This window comes from Mycobacterium sp. SM1 (assembly GCF_018361265.1).
In the GTDB taxonomy this organism is placed as follows: domain Bacteria; phylum Actinomycetota; class Actinomycetes; order Mycobacteriales; family Mycobacteriaceae; genus Mycobacterium.
In genome coordinates, this window is the sequence record NZ_JAFLNH010000001.1 from 780,053 (window position 1) to 795,923 (window position 15,871).

At 67.5% G+C, this 15,871-nt stretch carries 15 protein-coding genes and 1 pseudogene; 8 read left to right on the forward strand and 8 right to left on the reverse strand.

Annotated elements, in window-relative coordinates:
- Window positions 1-18 precede the first annotated feature (18 nt).
- A pseudogene (locus MSM1_RS03525) lies at window positions 19-398 on the forward strand (ATP-binding protein); the annotation flags it as partial.
- Between the two features lie 98 nt (window positions 399-496).
- On the opposite strand, the gene MSM1_RS03530 reads toward MSM1_RS03525, so the two are convergent.
- Both MSM1_RS03530 and MSM1_RS03535 read right to left on the reverse strand, forming a co-directional pair.
- Window positions 497-2,440 (reverse strand): acyl-CoA dehydrogenase family protein, encoded by a 1,944-nt coding sequence (locus tag MSM1_RS03530; RefSeq protein WP_213440188.1) that lies wholly within the window; start codon window positions 2,438-2,440, stop codon window positions 497-499.
- Window positions 2,441-2,567: 127 nt separating this feature from the next.
- The gene (locus MSM1_RS03535) at window positions 2,568-2,975 is read right to left on the reverse strand and encodes a cold-shock protein (protein ID WP_213440189.1); all 408 of its coding nucleotides are present in this window, start codon (window positions 2,973-2,975) and stop codon (window positions 2,568-2,570) included.
- Window positions 2,976-3,138: 163 nt separating this feature from the next.
- On the opposite strand from MSM1_RS03535, the gene MSM1_RS03540 reads away from it, so the two are divergent.
- From MSM1_RS03540 to MSM1_RS03555, 4 genes are all read left to right on the forward strand, one after another.
- Window positions 3,139-3,354 carry a hypothetical protein gene (locus MSM1_RS03540; RefSeq protein WP_213440190.1) on the forward strand — a complete coding sequence of 72 codons (216 nt, stop codon included), beginning with the start codon at window positions 3,139-3,141 and terminating at the stop codon, window positions 3,352-3,354.
- Entirely contained in the window at window positions 3,351-4,433 is a 1,083-nt protein-coding gene (gene moaA, locus MSM1_RS03545; protein WP_213440191.1) for a GTP 3',8-cyclase MoaA, read from the forward strand. The genes MSM1_RS03540 and moaA overlap by 4 nt, the downstream gene beginning before the upstream one ends.
- Window position 4,434: 1 nt before the next feature.
- Window positions 4,435-4,695 carry a MoaD/ThiS family protein gene (locus tag MSM1_RS03550; RefSeq protein WP_213440192.1) on the forward strand — a complete coding sequence of 87 codons (261 nt, stop codon included), beginning with the start codon at window positions 4,435-4,437 and terminating at the stop codon, window positions 4,693-4,695.
- A gap of 434 nt (window positions 4,696-5,129) precedes the next feature.
- The gene (locus MSM1_RS03555; protein ID WP_213440193.1) at window positions 5,130-5,825 is read left to right on the forward strand and encodes a transglycosylase family protein; all 696 of its coding nucleotides are present in this window, start codon (window positions 5,130-5,132) and stop codon (window positions 5,823-5,825) included.
- Between the two features lie 44 nt (window positions 5,826-5,869).
- On the opposite strand, the gene MSM1_RS03560 is transcribed toward MSM1_RS03555, so the two are convergent.
- From MSM1_RS03560 to MSM1_RS03575, 4 genes are read right to left on the reverse strand one after another with little or no spacing between them, the layout of a single operon-like run.
- Entirely contained in the window at window positions 5,870-6,295 is a 426-nt protein-coding gene (locus MSM1_RS03560; protein WP_213440194.1) for a molybdenum cofactor biosynthesis protein MoaE, read from the reverse strand.
- Window positions 6,292-6,774 (reverse strand): molybdenum cofactor biosynthesis protein B, encoded by a 483-nt coding sequence (locus MSM1_RS03565; RefSeq protein WP_213440195.1) that lies wholly within the window; start codon window positions 6,772-6,774, stop codon window positions 6,292-6,294. The genes MSM1_RS03560 and MSM1_RS03565 overlap by 4 nt, the downstream gene beginning before the upstream one ends.
- The gene (gene moaC / locus MSM1_RS03570; RefSeq protein ID WP_213440196.1) at window positions 6,771-7,274 is read right to left on the reverse strand and encodes a cyclic pyranopterin monophosphate synthase MoaC; all 504 of its coding nucleotides are present in this window, start codon (window positions 7,272-7,274) and stop codon (window positions 6,771-6,773) included. Before moaC ends, MSM1_RS03565 begins: the two co-directional genes overlap by 4 nt.
- Window positions 7,275-7,284: 10 nt before the next feature.
- Window positions 7,285-7,485, reverse strand: a complete 201-nt coding sequence (locus MSM1_RS03575; RefSeq protein WP_213440197.1) for a hypothetical protein — start codon at window positions 7,483-7,485, stop codon at window positions 7,285-7,287.
- Between the two features lie 65 nt (window positions 7,486-7,550).
- Between MSM1_RS03575 and MSM1_RS03580 the strand changes: the two genes are divergently transcribed.
- Window positions 7,551-9,812, forward strand: a complete 2,262-nt coding sequence (locus MSM1_RS03580) for a helicase-associated domain-containing protein (RefSeq protein ID WP_213440198.1) — start codon at window positions 7,551-7,553, stop codon at window positions 9,810-9,812.
- 70 nt (window positions 9,813-9,882) lie between these two features.
- The gene (locus MSM1_RS03585) at window positions 9,883-11,535 is read left to right on the forward strand and encodes a DNA repair helicase XPB (protein WP_213440199.1); all 1,653 of its coding nucleotides are present in this window, start codon (window positions 9,883-9,885) and stop codon (window positions 11,533-11,535) included.
- Window positions 11,536-11,723: 188 nt separating this feature from the next.
- On the opposite strand, the gene MSM1_RS03590 is transcribed toward MSM1_RS03585, so the two are convergent.
- A complete protein-coding gene (locus MSM1_RS03590; RefSeq protein WP_213440200.1) occupies window positions 11,724-12,713 on the reverse strand; it encodes an LLM class F420-dependent oxidoreductase in 990 nt (329 codons plus the stop codon).
- Between the two features lie 333 nt (window positions 12,714-13,046).
- Here MSM1_RS03590 and MSM1_RS03595 point away from each other — a divergent pair, with 333 nt between their 5' ends.
- Window positions 13,047-13,667: a class I SAM-dependent methyltransferase gene (locus MSM1_RS03595; RefSeq protein ID WP_213440201.1), complete on the forward strand. Its 621-nt coding sequence runs from the start codon at window positions 13,047-13,049 to the stop codon at window positions 13,665-13,667.
- Window positions 13,668-13,728: 61 nt separating this feature from the next.
- Here the strand turns inward: MSM1_RS03595 and MSM1_RS03600 are convergent, their stop codons facing one another.
- A complete protein-coding gene (locus tag MSM1_RS03600; RefSeq protein WP_213440202.1) occupies window positions 13,729-15,864 on the reverse strand; it encodes a 3-hydroxyacyl-CoA dehydrogenase NAD-binding domain-containing protein in 2,136 nt (711 codons plus the stop codon).
- Between the last annotated feature and the right edge of the window lie 7 nt (window positions 15,865-15,871).

Consider the following 15,871-nt stretch of genomic DNA (forward strand, 5'->3'; position numbering starts at 1 on the left):
ACTTTCGGGGGATTTCCCGCACGAGTCGCCGCCCCCGCCGGCTGCCGCACCTGCTTCACCACCGCCGCCGACCTGGCCGCCCGCTGCCACCAGGCGGCCATCAAGGGACGCTGGGCCATCAACATGCGCTTCTACAACGGCCCCAACCTGCTCGTCATCGACGAACTGGGGTACCTTCCGCTGCCCGCCGAGGCCGCATCCGCGCTGTTTTTCAGGTTGTCTCCCAACGATATTTGAAATCCTCGATCATTATCACAACCAACAGAAGTGTTGGCTCCTGGGGAGAGGTCCTCCTCGGCGACACCATCGTCGCCGCCGCCATGCTCGAGCGACTCCTGCACCGCTCAGTCGTCATCAACACCAACGGAACGCAAACCGTCTTGATTAGACACTACTGATGCTGGGCGCGGGTGGAGTGACTGTTTGCCTGTTGGTTAAATCTGGCTCAGGGCGGCTTAGGACGGTGGCTTTGGCAGCTGAGGCGGGGTAGGGCGGCTTAGGGCTTTGCTTCTGGGACTCTCAAGAACCGCCGCGCCACGTTGGCTTCGGTGGAAGGCCCCGGCTCCCACGACGCGATCCAGGGGCCGGTGCCCTCCGACTGATCGAGTATCCCCTCTTCCAGCCAGATGTAGCGGCCCTCCAGCACATCGTGTGCCAGCCGCACATCGGTGCTGTCGGTGTTGGTCCACAACGCGTGAAACAGCGCCTCGACCCGCAGGGCGGCCTGGCGGCAGAACGCGTCGGCCAGTTCGTGGGCCTGCTCACCCTCGACCGGGTCCGCTGCCCGTTGGGCCTCAGCCCGCACGCACACCGCTGACATGGCAAACAGCTCCGCGCCGATGTCGACAATGCGCCCGAGGAAGCCCTGCTTGTGCTCCAAGCCGGCCTGCCAGCGCGCCATCCCAAAGAAGGTGTTACGCGCCAGCTTGCGCGCAGAGCGCTCGACAAAGCGTAAATGGCTCGCCAATCTGCCGAACTCACGATAGGACGTTGGCCGCTGTCCCTCACCAAAGACCAATTGCGGCAACCATTTCGCATAGAACCCGGTGGCGCCGACGGCCGCCTTGGCCCGGCGCCGCAGATCAGCTTTGGGGTTGGCCAGATCCCCCGCGGCACTCAGGTGGGCATCGACCGCCTCACGCGCGATGAGCAACCGCATGATCTCGCTTGAGCCTTCGAAGATGCGGTTGATGCGCAGGTCACGCACCGCCTGCTCCGCCGGCACGGCCCGCTCCCCACGTGCGGCCAGCGACTCGGCGGTCTCATAGCCCCGGCCGCCGCGGATCTGCACCAGCTCATCTGCGATGACGCAAGCCATCTCGCTGGACCACAATTTCGCCAGGGCCGCCTCGATGCGAATGTCATTGCGGCCTTCGTCGGCCATCTGGCCGGACAGCTCCAGCACCGCTTCCAGCGCGTAACAGCTCGCGGCGATAAACGCGATCTTGCGGGCGATCGCCGCGTGTTTGCCGATGGGCTTGCCCCACTGCACCCGTTCCCGCGACCATTCGCGCGCTATTTTCAGCGACCATTTGCCCGATCCGGCTGCCATCGCGGGAATGGACAGCCGCCCGGCGTTAAGGGTGGTTAGCGCGATCTTGAGGCCGTCGCCCTCCCGGCCGATCAGGTTTTCCCGGGGAACGCGGACTTTGTGCAGCCTGGTCACGCCGTTTTCGATACCGCGCAGTCCCATGAACTGGTTGCGCCGCTCCACGGTAATCCCCGGGGAATCCGCTTCGACGACAAAAGCGCTGATGCCACCCCGGTGCCCGGCACCGCTGGGCACGCGGGCCATGACCACTAGCAGATCGGCGACCACGCCGTTGGTGGTCCACAACTTCACGCCGTCGAGTTCGTAAGCGGCCCCGTCGTCCACCGGCGTCGCCGTCGACGCCAGCCGTGCCGGGTCCGAGCCCACATCCGGTTCGGTGAGCAAAAAGGCCGATATCGCGCCGGCGGCGCATCGGGGCAGGAACTTCCGTTTCTGTTCTTCGGTCCCCGCAAGTTTGAGCGGCTCCGGTACCCCGATCGACTGATGCGCCGACAGCAGCGCGCCGAGGCTGGGATGAACGGTCGCGACCATCATCAGTGCGCGGTTGTAGGCGACCTGCGACAGGTTCAGGCCGCCGTACTCGGCGGGAATTTTCAACCCGAAGCATCCCAGTTCGGCAAAGCCTTTGACGTATTCGTCGGGAATCCGGGCATCGCGCTCGATGACACTGCCGTCGATCGTTTCGAGGAATTCCCGTAGCTTGCCCAAAAACTCCCGGGTCCGGGCGTCCTCGTGATCGGATGGCCGGGGAAAGGGGTGAATTAACCCCAGCTGGAAACGGCCCAAAAACAGCTCCTTGGCAAAGGAGGGCTTCTCCCAACCGGTTTCGCGTGACTCCTCGGCCACCGCTCTCGCCTGCTCCGCGGTGACCTGTGCTTGTTGTGCCATCGGGACACTCCCTCGTGTTGGCCGGCCTGTTGCCTCTTAGCCGAGGCTTCAGCTCCCAGTCTGCGCGCTCGCCGGCACACCGGGATGACCCAGCGGCGGCGCCGGCCGCTAGGCATCACGCCGGCCGCTAGGCATCAAGCTCCCGGGCGACCGCCTTGACCACCTCCGAAACCCGCCTGGCCGTTTTTCGATCCGGGTAGCGGCCCTTGCGCAGCTCGGGTTGCACCGCGCTCTCCAAGAGCTTGATCATGTCCTCGACCATGCCGTGCAGCTCATCGGGGCTGTGCTTGTGTTCGGCGTGGCCCTCACGACGCGCCCGGGCGAGGCTGGGAGGCGGCTCGATCAGCTTGACGCTCAACGCCTGCGGGCCACGGCGACCGGTGGCCACGCCGAATTCGACGCGCTGCCCCGCTTTGAGCCCCTCGACACCCGGCGGTAACGCCGAAGACCGGATGTAGACGTCTTCGCCGTCCTCTTGGGACAGGAAGCCAAACCCCTTTTCAGGGTCGTACCACTTCACCTTGCCAGTCGGCACTGGTCTCACCTGCTTGTCTGACAGACCACTGGGCGGACAACAAAAGGACGCGCCCTACCTGCGCAGGGCGCGATAGTGCCGATCCTACCCGGATGGCGGCCCGCCGAGCACCGTTCCGGGTAGTCGGTAGGCTGACGATACGGCTGGAGGAGATATGCGCCCGATGATGAACGCCATGTGGCGGCTTTGCGGCGGTTTCGGGGTGGTCATCGGCTACCTGCGCGTGGGGCGTGTCTGCTTCCCGCCCAGCAGCACCGCCCCACCCGGCGCCGGGGCACCAATCGCGCGGTTCGCTCCATGGCCGGCCCGGCCCACGCCCCGCGGAGCGCTGATCACCGCCGGTACCAGCATGCTCCCCTCCGAACGGGTCCGCAGATGACACTGACCGCCCTCGGTTTGCCGAGGATAGGGCACCACCACGGCGAGGGGGCCGTGCATGGCGCCGTCCCCCCCGCCGGCCCCCTGATAGATGCTCTCGGGCGGATCGCCACCGACCTGCGGGTGTCGCTGACCGACCGGTGCAACCTGCGGTGCCGGTATTGCATGCCCGCGGAGGGCCTGGAGTGGCTTCCCGGCGAGCAGTTGCTGCGGCCTGACGAGCTGGCCCGGTTGTTACACATCGCCGTCAGCCGCCTCGGTATCACCAGCGTGCGATTCACCGGCGGCGAGCCGTTGCTGGCCCGTCACCTCGAAGAGGTGGTAGCGGTAGCGGCGAGCCTGCGGCCGCGCCCGGAGATCTCGCTGACCACCAATGGCCTAGGGCTCGAGCACCGGGCAGCCGCCCTGGCCGAAGCGGGCCTGGACCGGGTCAACGTGTCGCTGGACACCGTGAGCCGTGAGCACTTCGCGGCCATCACCCGCCGCGACCGGCTAGCCGATGTGCTGGCGGGTTTGGCGGCCGCCAAGGCCGCCGGTCTGGAGCCGGTCAAGGTGAACGCGGTGCTCGACCCCGCAACGGGCCGAGACGACGTGGTGCACCTGTTGCGGTTTTGCCTCGAACACGGCTACCAGTTGCGGATCATCGAGCAGATGCCGCTGGACGCCGGGCACCAGTGGCGCCGCGCCGCGGTGCTGAGCGCCGACGACGTGCTGACGGCACTGCGGGCCCACTTCCACCTCGAGCCGGACCCGGCGCCGCGCGGCTCGGCTCCCGCCCAGCTCTGGCTGGTCGATCCGGGCCCGAACGGGCCGGCCGGAAAAGTCGGCGTCATCGCGTCGGTGTCGCACGCGTTCTGCTCGTCCTGTGACCGCACCCGGTTGACGGCCGATGGCCAGATCCGCAGCTGCCTGTTCGCCACCGAGGAAACCGACCTGCGCGGGCTGTTGCGCGGCGGCGCGGACGACGACGCGATCGAGGCGGCGTGGCGCGCCGCGATGTGGGGCAAACCTGCGGGGCACGGCATCAACGACCCCGACTTCGTCCAGCCCGACCGCCCGATGAGCGCGATCGGCGGTTGAGGTGTCCGCGGAAATCCGGGTCACCGTCCGCTACTTCGCGGCCGCGCGGGCGGCTGCCGGCACCGAAGCGGAAACCGTGACGCTGCCATCCGGGGCCACGCTGGCCGAGCTGGTCGACGGCCTCGCCCAGCGCAATGCCCGGCTGGCTACGGTGCTTACCCGTTGCTCCTACCTCTGCGACGGAATCGCCGTGCGCGATGACGCGGCACCGCTGCGCCCCGACGACACCATCGACGTTTTGCCGCCCTTCGCCGGGGGCTAAAGCATGTGATCTTCGTCACATAACGGGAAGATCACGGGCCAGCAACGAACCGATTGCGATGCCAAATGACCTGCGGCGATGACCGCCTTTGCTGGCGTTTTCACCGGCCGCAGGCGAACGCCACGCCGAACTCGCCCCGACATGACGACGGCATAGTGACCCGCTAGCCTCATGCCCGGCTCGCCACACCTGCCGAGTGGCCGGCCGCCCCGCGCCTACAGCGCCGAGCTCCATCCGGTAAGCGCGGGGACACCGAACAGCGGATGGAGGCGAGGGATCCACCGGGCCCACCGGATACGGACATGAAGCCGGTCGTGGCTGCCCGGGCGACGCCGACGCCGGTGGCGAAAAGCACGACGGGGCCGGGCATTTTCTGCGGCCCGAACCCGACAGCCGGCCTCGCGGGCGCCCACCGAGGAGGACGTTTTCGACGCATGAGTGGACGGCATCGTAGGCCCACCAAACCCGCTGTCCGTGTCGCCAAAGTCGCCGTCACCGGTGCGGTGATCGGCGGCGGCGGTATCGCCCTCGCGGGCCAGGCATCGGCCGCGACCGACGGCGAATGGGATCAAGTCGCCCGCTGCGAATCCGGGGGCAACTGGTCGATCAACACCGGTAACGGTTATCAGGGTGGACTGCAGTTCACCCGAGGCACCTGGGCGGCCCACGGCGGCGGGGAGTTCGCGCCGGCGGCGAACATGGCCAGCCGCGAACAGCAGATCATCGTCGCCGAGCGGGTTCTGGCGACCCAGGGACGCGGCGCGTGGCCAGCCTGCGGGGGCGTGCTGTCGGGCCCGACGCCGCGCAGGCTGGTCCTCGCCGACCCACCACCGGCGGACGTGGCGGTGGATGAGCCGGCGGTCACCGGCGAGCCGGTGGCGGTCACCGCACCCGATGACACTTCGGCGGCTCCCGACGCCGAAGCCGCGGATGGCGCAGACGATCATGGGGCCACCGCCGAGGAGGTGGGCTGGGCCGCCGACGACACGTCCGGCCCTGCGGACGCCCCCGGCTATCTGGATCGGCTGTGGCAGGCGATCCGGGCGCAGGGTGTCGGCGACAACGACGCGCTCACCGCACTGGCCCCGCCGCCGTCGGACGAGCCGACCGCGGCCACGCCGGTTCGCTAGCGCACCGGTCGGGTGCGCTCGACCACACTCCCGTATACGGCGGGTCAGGCCGAGCCCACCCATTCGGTGGTCCCGTCGGCGAAGAACTGATGCTTCCACACCGGCAGCCGGGCCTTGATGGCGTCCACCACACGCGCGCAGGTGTCAAACGCCGCCTGCCGATGGTCGGCGGCGACCGCGGCCACCAGGGCCGCCTCCCCGACCTCCAGGGTGCCGATCCGATGACTTGCCGCGATGGCCCGCACACCACAACACCGCTGGGCAATCTCCGCCAGCACCTCGGCCATGACCTGCTCGGCCGACGGATGCGCGCAATACTCCAGTCGCGCCACCTGCCGCCCGCCGTCGTGGTCGCGGACCACGCCGGCGAACCCGACGACAGCCCCGGCGGCCCGCTGGCTCACCAGTTTTTGGTGCTCGGCGAGCACGATCGGCTGGTCGGTCACCGTCGCCCGAAGGACCGACGTCATCGTGGGTGATCTTTGCCGGCGAGTTGGTCCAGCGCGTGGTCCAGCACATCGGCGAGGACCGCAAGGCCGTCACGCACCCCGCCGGGTGACCCGGGCAGGTTGACGATCAGGGTCCGGCCGGCTACCCCACACACCCCGCGCGACAGCACCGCGGTGGGCACCTTCGGCAAACCCGCACGCCGGATGGCGTCGGCCAGTCCGGGGATCTCGTAGTCCAGCACCGCCATGGTCTGGGCGGGAGTGTCGTCGCTGGGTGAGATGCCGGTGCCACCGGAAGTGATCACCAGGTCAACTCCGCTGGCAACGGCCTCGCGCAGTGCCCGGCCCACCGGCTCCCCGTCGGCGACCACCTCCGGCTGTACGGGCGAAAATCCGTGCTGCCCAAGCCATTCCACGATAATCGGGCCACACCGGTCGTCATAGGTCCCCGTCGAAGCGCGAGTGGAGGCGATCACGACCCGTGCCGAGCGGGCGCTCATGGCCGCACCCAGGCTCCGCTGCGTCCGCCCTCCTTGCGCAGCACCCGGATGTCGTCGATACGAGCCGCCGGGTCGACCGCTTTGATCATGTCGTAGAGCGTGAGGCCCGCGACACCGACCGCGGTCAGGGCCTCCATCTCCACACCGGTGCGGTCGGTGCTGCGCACCGTCGCCGTGATCTCGATATCGGTCTCGCCGACGGTGAAATCGACGTCGACGCCGGTGAGCGCGAGCTGGTGACACAGCGGGATCAGCTCGCTGGTGCGTTTGGCGGCCAATATCCCCGCGACCCGGGCGGTGGCCAGCGCGTCGCCCTTGGGCAGACCGGCGGCCGAGATCAGCGACACGACGTGCGCCGACGTGCGCACGACCCCCGCGGCGACGGCGGTGCGCTTGCTGGCTCCTTTGCCGCTGACATCGACCATGTGCGCCGCCCCCCGCTCATCGAGGTGCGAGAGCGCACCCGTGTCCGGTTGCGGTGTCACCGAGGCCCTGGGCATCTCGCCAAACCTATCGATTGACGACGGTGACCGGGTGCACGTAGGGCAGTTCGTCGGACGGCAACGGGAACACCAGGTCACCGTAGGGCGACAGCGCACCGGTCCGGTCGGTTCGCAGTTCGCTCACCGCATGGTCGCTGGGATCCGTCGTCGGCCAGCCATTGTCGATATACCTGGTCTTATGCGCTTTGTTCTCGGCGTTGTCGGTCACGGCTCCATTCTGACAGGTCATGGGCGGCGGTGCTGCTTGCCGTCGTGCCCGTACGCTGGTCGGCGATGACCGAACACACCCCGGACATCCCGCTGGGGTCCTGGCTGGCCGACTTGCCCGACCAGCGGCTGGTGCGTCTGCTGGAGTTGCGGCCCGATCTCGCCCAGCCAGCGCCGGGCAGTATCGCAGCGCTTGCCGCGCGCGCGCAGGCCCGGCAATCGATTAGGGCGGCTACCGATGACCTCGACTTCCTGCGGCTGGCGCTGCTCGATGCGCTGCTGGTGCTGCACGCCGACACCGCCCCGGTGCCGGTCGCCAAGCTGCTGGCGCTGATCGGCCGGCGCGCCCCGGAGAGCGAGGTCCTCGGGGCGCTGGATGACCTTAAGGACCGCGCCCTGGTGTGGGGAGATCCCCAGCTTCGGGTGGCCGCCGACGCGGCCGCGGGCCTGCCGTGGCATCCGGGGCAAGTGACCCTGGAGGACGACTCCCAGACCGGCGAGCAGATCGGAAGGCTGATCGCAGAGCTCGATGATCAAGAACTCGCCGTGCTTGACAAACTGCGGGACGGGTCGCCGCTGGGACGCACCCGCGATGCCGCGCCCGGGGCGCCGCCGGACCGCCCGGTGCCGCGGTTGCTGGCTAAAGGGTTGTTGCGGCGAATCGATGCCGAGACGGTGATCGTGCCCCGCCTGGTTGGGCACGTGCTGCGCGGCCAGGAACCCGGCCCGACGCAGCTCAGCGCGCCCGATCCGGTAGTTGTCAGGACCACCCAAGCCGACGTCGACGCCGCGGCGGCCGGGGCCGTCATCGATCTGCTGCGCGAGCTCGACGTGGTGCTGGAAAACCTGGGCGCCGCACCGGTTGCAGCGCTGCGAAGCGGCGGGCTGGGGGTGCGTGAGGTCAGGCGGCTGGCGAAGGCAATCGGTATCGGCGACGCGCGGCTGGGGCTCATCCTGGAGGTCGCGGCCGCTGCCGGCCTGATCGCCTGCGGCACACCCGATCCGCGACCACTCGACGGCCGGCGCCTTGAGGAGTCCTATTGGGCGCCGACGGTGGCCGCCGACCGCTTCGCCGAGGCGCCCACCGCCGACCGCTGGCGGCTGCTGGCCCGCGCCTGGCTGGATCTGCCGGCTCGGCCGGGGTTGATCGGCACTCGCGGTCCTGACGCCAAACCCTATGGCGCGCTGTCAGATTCGGTATATTCGACGGCGGCTCCCTTAGACCGCCGGCTGCTTTTAAGCATGCTCGCCGAACTGCCGGCGGGGGTTGGTGTCGACACCATCTCAGCGTCGAAGGCGCTGGTGTGGCGGCGGCCGCGCTGGTCGGCGCGGCTGCAGCCCGGACCGGTAGCCGATCTGCTGGACGAGGCGCATCGCCTGGGATTGGTGGGGCGCGGGGCTATCAGCACGCCCGGGCGCGCGTTGCTGGCCGACGACAGCGACGACGCTGCCGTCACGGCGATGGCACAAGCCCTGCCTAGGCCGATCACGCACTTTTTGGTGCAGGCCGACCTGACGGTCGTGGTTCCCGGTCCGCTGGAGCGTCGGGTGGCCCAGGAGCTGGCCGCTGTCGCCACCGTTGAATCGGCTGGCACCGCGATGGTGTACCGAGTTAGCGAGCAGTCGATCCGGCACGCCCTGGATATCGGCAAGACCGCCGAATCCCTTCATGCGCTTTTCGAGAGGCATTCCAAAACACCGGTGCCGCAAGGGCTTACCTACCTCATTGATGATGTGGCACGTCGCCATGGGCAGCTTCGGATCGGCGCGGTGGCATCGTTTGTGCGATGTGACGACCCGGCACTGCTGGCCGCCGCGGTCACCTCCCTGACCGAACGGCTGCACCTGCGGGTCTTGGCGCCAACGGTGGCGGTGTCTCCCGCGCCGGTCGCCGAGGTGCTCGGCGCGCTGCGCGGCGCAGGCTTTGCCCCCGCCGCCGAGGACTCCTCGGGCGCCATCGTCGACATCCGGAGTCGGGGAGCCCGGATAACCACACCGCAGCGCCGCCGCGCGCCCCGGTTGACGCCACGCCCGAGCCGTGAAGCCCTAAGCGCAATCGTCGCGGTTCTGCGCAGGGTGTCCGCCGCGCCTTTGGCCGATAGGCACGTTGACGCAACGGTCGCGATGTCGCGGTTGCAGCGGGCCGCGCGTCACCAGGCCACGCTGGTGATCGGCTACGTGGATAGCGCGGGTGTGCCCACCCAGCGGGCGGTCGCGCCGATCACCCTGCACGGCGGCCAGTTGGTCGCCTTCGATTTGACCTCCGGGCGGCTGCGTGATTTCGCCATCCATCGCATCACCTCAGTGGTGCCGGCCGACGACGGATAATCGGCTTTATGGACACACAGCGCAGCGATGAGGCGGGGGCATCTCCCGCGCGCGGGGAAGAGCGGCGCGGATGAGCGACGGCCCGCTGATCGTGCAGTCCGATAAGACCGTGCTGCTCGAGGTGGACCACGAGTTGGCCGGTGACGCGCGAGCCGCCATCGCGCCGTTCGCCGAGTTGGAACGCGCGCCCGAGCATGTGCACACCTACCGCATCACCCCGCTGGCCTTGTGGAATGCCCGTGCCGCCGGGCACGACGCCGAGCAGGTTGTCGACGCGCTGGTCAGCTACTCGCGCTACGCGGTACCGCAGCCGCTGCTGGTCGACATCGTCGACACCATGGCCCGCTACGGCCGGCTGCAGCTGGTCAAGAATCCCGCGCACGGCCTAACGCTGGTCAGCCTCGATCGCCCGGTGCTCGAAGAAGTCTTGCGCAACAAGAAGATCGCACCGATGCTCGGCACACGCATCGACGACAACACCGTGGTCGTGCACCCCAGCGAGCGTGGCCGTGTCAAGCAGATGCTGCTCAAAATAGGATGGCCTGCTGAAGATCTCGCCGGTTATGTCGATGGTGAGGCGCACCCGATCAGCCTGCGGCAAGACGGCTGGCACCTGCGCGACTACCAGCAGATGGCGGCCGAGTCGTTCTGGTCGGGCGGCTCCGGGGTGGTGGTGCTGCCGTGCGGCGCCGGCAAGACACTCGTCGGAGCGGCGGCGATGGCAAAGGCCAGCGCGACGACGTTGATCTTGGTCACCAACACCGTTGCCGCGCGGCAGTGGAAACGCGAACTTGTCAGGCGCACATCGCTAACGGAGGGCGAAATCGGAGAATACTCCGGCGAGCGCAAGGAAATCCGGCCCGTCACCATCTCCACCTATCAGATGATGACCCGGCGTTCCAGAAAGGGCGAGTACCGCCACCTGGAGCTGTTCGACAGTCGCGATTGGGGACTGATCATCTACGACGAGGTGCATCTGCTTCCGGCGCCGGTGTTCCGGCTGACCGCCGATCTTCAGTCGCGGCGCCGGCTCGGGCTGACAGCGACACTGATCCGCGAGGACGGTCGCGAGGGTGACGTGTTCTCGCTCATCGGACCCAAACGCTATGACGCGCCCTGGAAAGACATCGAGGCCCAGGGGTGGATCGCGCCGGCGGAATGCGTCGAAGTGCGCGTGACGATGACCGACAGCGAGCGGATGATGTATGCCACCGCCGAACCAGAGGAACGCTACCGGGTGTGCTCGACAGCGCATACCAAAATCGCGGTGGTCAAGGCGATTCTGGAGAAACATCCCGACGATCAGCGACTGGTGATCGGGGCATACCTCGACCAGCTCGATGAATTGGGCGCGGTGCTGGGCGCCCCCGTGATTCAGGGTGCCACCAAAACCGCCGAGCGCGAGGCGCTGTTTGAGGCTTTTCGCCGTGGCGAATTGTCCACGCTGGTGGTGTCCAAGGTGGCGAACTTCGCCATCGACTTACCCGAAGCCTCCGTGGCGGTGCAAGTTTCGGGAACATTCGGCTCGCGTCAAGAGGAGGCCCAACGACTGGGCCGGCTGCTGCGGCCAAAGGCCAACGGCGGCGGCGCCATCTTCTATTCTGTGGTCGCCCGCGACAGCCAGGATGCCGAGTACGCGGCGCACCGCCAGCGGTTCCTCGCCGAGCAGGGCTACGGCTATATCATTCGTGACGCTGACGACCTGCTAGGACCTGCGATTTAGATCGTGGCGAGCAGCCGCAAAAGCCCCCGAAAGGCGCGTTTCCGGCGGCTTTTGCGTCTGCTCACCCTAGGTCGTCCTGCCGGCTGGCCGGATCGGGCCACGCGAGGCACACCCGCGAGACGCGGCGGCCGGCGTAAAACCGGGCAAGAGCCCATTCCCCGGGAGAGTATCACTAGCCGCCTGCTGGGCTAGCTCAACTCGGCAATCACCTCTCGTTCGAACAACTCGATGCCGAAGCGGTCATAGGCGGCCTCGGGGAAGTAACAGATCGCATAGTCGCACCCGAGATCGCGCATGCGCCGCAGCCGCTCGATCACCTGCGCCGGCGTGCCCGTCGCCGACTGCGACCCGCTGACGCCGGCCACCACCGAATCTGCCGCAGCCGCAGGAATATAGGAGGCCATCCGGTCACGTATCCGCCGCAGACGCGATTGAACGTCAGCCTCCGACGAACCGATGACAACGTTGAAGTTGGCCGAGCGGACAATCGCATCGAAGTCGGTGCCGACATCGCGGCAGTGTGCTGCGAGGATACTGGACTTGCGGGCGAAATCCTCTGGCTCGCAGGAGAAGTTGGTGTACTGCGCGTATTTCGCCGCGATGCGTAGGGTCCGCTTTTCTCCACCGCCGGCGATCCATAGAGGAATTCCCTGGTCCTGCAGTGGTCTCGGCTGCACAATCGCACCGGCGACTTGATAATGCTTACCGGTGAAGCTGACTGTGCCGTCGCGCCAGGCGTCGCGCATGATCTGCACACCCTCGTCCAGCCGCTCCAGGCGCACCCGCGCCGGCGGGAAACCGTAGCCGTATGCCCGCCACTCGTGCTCGTACCAGCCCCCGCCGATGCCCATTTGGATTCGGCCGCCGGAGATGATGTCGGCGGTGGCGGCCACCTTGGCCAGGTAGACGGGGTTGCGGTAGCTCATCGCCGTGCACATCTGGCCCAGCTTGATCCGCGATGTGGTCGCCGCATACGCCGCCATCAGCGACCACGCTTCATGCGTTGCCTGCCCGGTCGGCATCGGCACCGTGTGAAAGTGGTCATACACCCACAGCGAGTCCCACGCGCCGGCGTCGGCATAGTTGGCCAGATTGCGCATCACCGCCCAGTGCTTTTCGGGCTCGATGCCGACCAGATCCAATCGCCAGCCTTGCGGGATGTACAGTCCGAAACGCATAGCTTGCTACTGTAGGCTGCCCACTCTGGACGTGTAGGCTGCCCACTCTGGACGGGGCCACTTTAGGCGGGCAGTGACCCGGTCGCCGAGCGGTGCCATCGGTCTAGCGCGGCCGGCGCCGAGGTCGTGCGCAACTCCTCGCAGGGTGCGTCGGGCAATTGTCGGCAGGTGGCTCCGCGCGTGTTCGGCATTGCCATCTCTGCGTCCAGGTGTCGGCGGCCGACCAGGCGGCATTCCCGCGGCCGCGCCACGTCCGGCACCGATGAGCAGCGCGTCGAGACGAGCCGACCTGGCACGCTGTAATCAACGGCGGCCGGGGAATACCGTGATGTTATGGCCTCTCGACAGACACTGTTTCGGATCTTCTACGGGCTCGGGTTTACTCCCTGGGACGGTCATCCGCAATCCGCGACGCTGCGGGAGCTCATCGAGGGAGCCGATGCGCTGCCGTCGGGGTCGGCGCTTGATGTCGGATGCGGCACCGGAGACGCGTCGATCTATCTCGCCCAACACGGCTGGCAAGTCACCGGGGTTGACTTCACGCCAAAGGCGCTCGACAAGGCGCGCGCCAAGGCCCGCGCCGCCGGCGTGGAAGTCAACTTTGTTCGCGCCGACGTCACCCATTTGAGTCGGGCCGGCATCGACGGAGGCTTCCGGTTGATCGTGGACAACGGTTGCTTCCACGGCATGAGTGCCGCCGATCGCGATCTTTACGTTCAGCAGATCACCGCGGCCGCCGCCCCCGACGCACGGCTGGTCATGGTCGCCTTCAAACCCAGCGGCCGCTTCGGACCGGCGGGAGTCGAGCAACCCGAGATCGAGCGCCGGTTCACGCCCGCATGGGCGCTGCTGTCGGCGACCGATGAACCGCGGCGGGCAAACGGAAACGGGTTTGCGGCGCGATTTGCGGCGCGATTTCAGGCGCGCGCGTATCTGCTGCGGCGCAACGGGTAGCGCGCTAGCGGACGCGAAACCCCCAAACCTCGCTGTTGCGGGGCTTTTGGGTCTTCGCGCGCTAAGAAGTCAGCGACTCCGGCGGCAAAAAGCGGTCGCCGTATTTGGCCGCCAGCTCGCGAGCCCGCGCGACGAACCCTTCCCGGCCCCCAGGGTAGCCGACGATGTACTGGGCGGTGCCGCCGGTCCAGGGCGGGAACCCGATCCCCATGATCGATCCGATATTGGCGTCGGCGGTGGAGGTCAGCACGCCCTCATCGAGGCACTTCTGGGTTTCCAGTGCCTCGATGAAGAGCATCCGATCGATCAGGTCTTGTAGCGGCGGCTTCGATGAACCCGAGCTGAACGTCTCCCGCAGGCCGGGCCACAGTCGAATCCGCTTGCCGTCGGCATAGTCGTAGAAGCCCGCGCCCTTGAGCTTGCCGGGCCGCCCGAGCTCGAGCATTGTAGCGATGACGGCTTCCGCCGGATGTGGGGTGTAGGTTCCCCCCGCGGCCTCGACACCCTCGCGGGTGGCCTTGGCGATCTTGGCCATCAGCTCCAGGTTGAGCTCGTCGGAGAGCTGCAGCGGCGGCGCCGGGTAGCCGGCTTGTCCCCCGGCGTGTTCGATGCTGGCCGGCTCCACCCCTTCGCCGAGCATCGCGATCGCCTCGTTGAGAAACGTGCCGATCACCCGTGAGGTGTAAAAACCGCGGCTGTCGTTGACCACGATCGGGGTCTTGCCGATCTGTGACGCCAGGTCGATCGCCTTCGCCAGTGTGGCATCAGAGGTCTTCTGCCCCTTGATGATCTCCAGCAGCGGCATCTTGTCCGCGGGGGAGAAAAAGTGTAGGCCGATGAAGTCCCCGGCCCGTTTGACCCCGGTGGCCAGCTCGGTGATCGGAAGCGTGGAGGTATTGGTGCCCAGCACCGCATCGGGTGCCACCACCGGCTCGATTTCGGCGAACACCTTGTGCTTGAGCTCCACCGACTCGAATACCGCTTCGATTACCAGGTCGGCGCCGGTGGCGTCGGCGACGTCGGCGGTTGGGTGGATGCGAGCGAGGAGCGCGCCGGATTTCTCCTGGGTGGTCTTGCCCTTCGAAAGCGCCTTGGCTTCCAGCTTTTCCGAGTATCCCTTGCCCCGCTGCGCGGCTTCCAGGCTGACGTCTTTGAGGATCACCTCGAGACCGGCCTTGGCGCACACGTAGGCGATGGCGGCGCCCATCATTCCGGCGCCGAGCACCGCGACCTTCTTAAACGTGGTCTTTTCGTAGCCGGATGGCCGCGAGCCCCCGGAGTTGATGTGCTGCAGGTCAAAGAAGAACGCCTGGATCATGTTCTTGGCGACCTGGCCGGTGACCAGCTGGGCGAAATAGCGGCTTTCGATGCGGGTGGCGGTGTCGAAGTCGACCTGCGCGCCCTCGACCGCGGCGGCCAGGATGGCGCGTGGCGCGGGCATCGGTGCCCCCTTGAGTTGCTTGCGCAGGTTCGCCGGGAACGACGGCAGGATAGCCGCCAGCGATGGTGAGCTGGGTGTGCCGCCGGGTATCTTGTAGCCCGGCTTGTCCCATGGCTGCACGTGGTCATCGGGATGGGCTTTGATCCACGCCTTGGCGGCGGGCACCAGTTCGCCGACGGTGGGCAATACCTCGTCGACCAACCCCATGTCCTTGGCCTCGGCCGGCGTGAACCGGGTGCCGCTGGCGAGCACGTTGACAACGGCGTTCTGGATGCCGAACATCCGCACCGCGCGGGTGACACCCCCGCCGCCGGGGAGTAGGCCCAACGTCACCTCCGGCAAGCCGATCCGGCTGCCCTTGACGTCGGCGGCAATGCGGTGATGACATGCCAGCGCGATCTCCAGTCCGCCGCCGAGCGCAGCGCCGTTGATGGCCGCCACCACCGGTTTCCCGAAGGTCTCGAGCGTGCGTAGCTGCTTCTTGACCGTCTCCACGGTGTCGAAGAACTGCCCGGCGTCTTCCGGTCTGGCCCGCACCATGGTGGTGAGGTCACCGCCGGCGAAGAACGACTTCTTCGCGCTGGTGATCACCACGCCGGTGATCGCATCCTTTTCGGCGACAAGGCGATCGACGGCTTTGCCCATCGACTCGATGTAGGCCTCGTTCATCACGTTGGCCGACCCGGACGGGTCGTCCATGGTCAGCGTGACGATCCCGTCGGCATCTTTGTCCCACTGAATAGTGTTGTCGGGCATTGGCTTT

Excerpts from the sequence above, each read along its gene's own strand:
- MSM1_RS03585 (WP_213440199.1), top strand. The coding sequence starts at position 9,883 with ATGAGCGACGGCCCGCTGATCGTGCAGTCCGATAAGACCGTGCTGCTC.
- MSM1_RS03540 (WP_213440190.1), top strand. The coding sequence starts at position 3,139 with ATGATGAACGCCATGTGGCGGCTTTGCGGCGGTTTCGGGGTGGTCATC.
- moaC (WP_213440196.1), bottom strand. The coding sequence starts at position 7,274 with ATGCCCAGGGCCTCGGTGACACCGCAACCGGACACGGGTGCGCTCTCG.
- MSM1_RS03555 (WP_213440193.1), top strand. The coding sequence starts at position 5,130 with ATGAGTGGACGGCATCGTAGGCCCACCAAACCCGCTGTCCGTGTCGCC.
- MSM1_RS03600 (WP_213440202.1), bottom strand. The coding sequence starts at position 15,864 with ATGCCCGACAACACTATTCAGTGGGACAAAGATGCCGACGGGATCGTC.
- MSM1_RS03530 (WP_213440188.1), bottom strand. The coding sequence starts at position 2,440 with ATGGCACAACAAGCACAGGTCACCGCGGAGCAGGCGAGAGCGGTGGCC.
- MSM1_RS03560 (WP_213440194.1), bottom strand. The coding sequence starts at position 6,295 with ATGACGTCGGTCCTTCGGGCGACGGTGACCGACCAGCCGATCGTGCTC.
- MSM1_RS03580 (WP_213440198.1), top strand. The coding sequence starts at position 7,551 with ATGACCGAACACACCCCGGACATCCCGCTGGGGTCCTGGCTGGCCGAC.
- MSM1_RS03565 (WP_213440195.1), bottom strand. The coding sequence starts at position 6,774 with ATGAGCGCCCGCTCGGCACGGGTCGTGATCGCCTCCACTCGCGCTTCG.
- MSM1_RS03590 (WP_213440200.1), bottom strand. The coding sequence starts at position 12,713 with ATGCGTTTCGGACTGTACATCCCGCAAGGCTGGCGATTGGATCTGGTC.
- MSM1_RS03595 (WP_213440201.1), top strand. The coding sequence starts at position 13,047 with ATGGCCTCTCGACAGACACTGTTTCGGATCTTCTACGGGCTCGGGTTT.
- moaA (WP_213440191.1), top strand. The coding sequence starts at position 3,351 with ATGACACTGACCGCCCTCGGTTTGCCGAGGATAGGGCACCACCACGGC.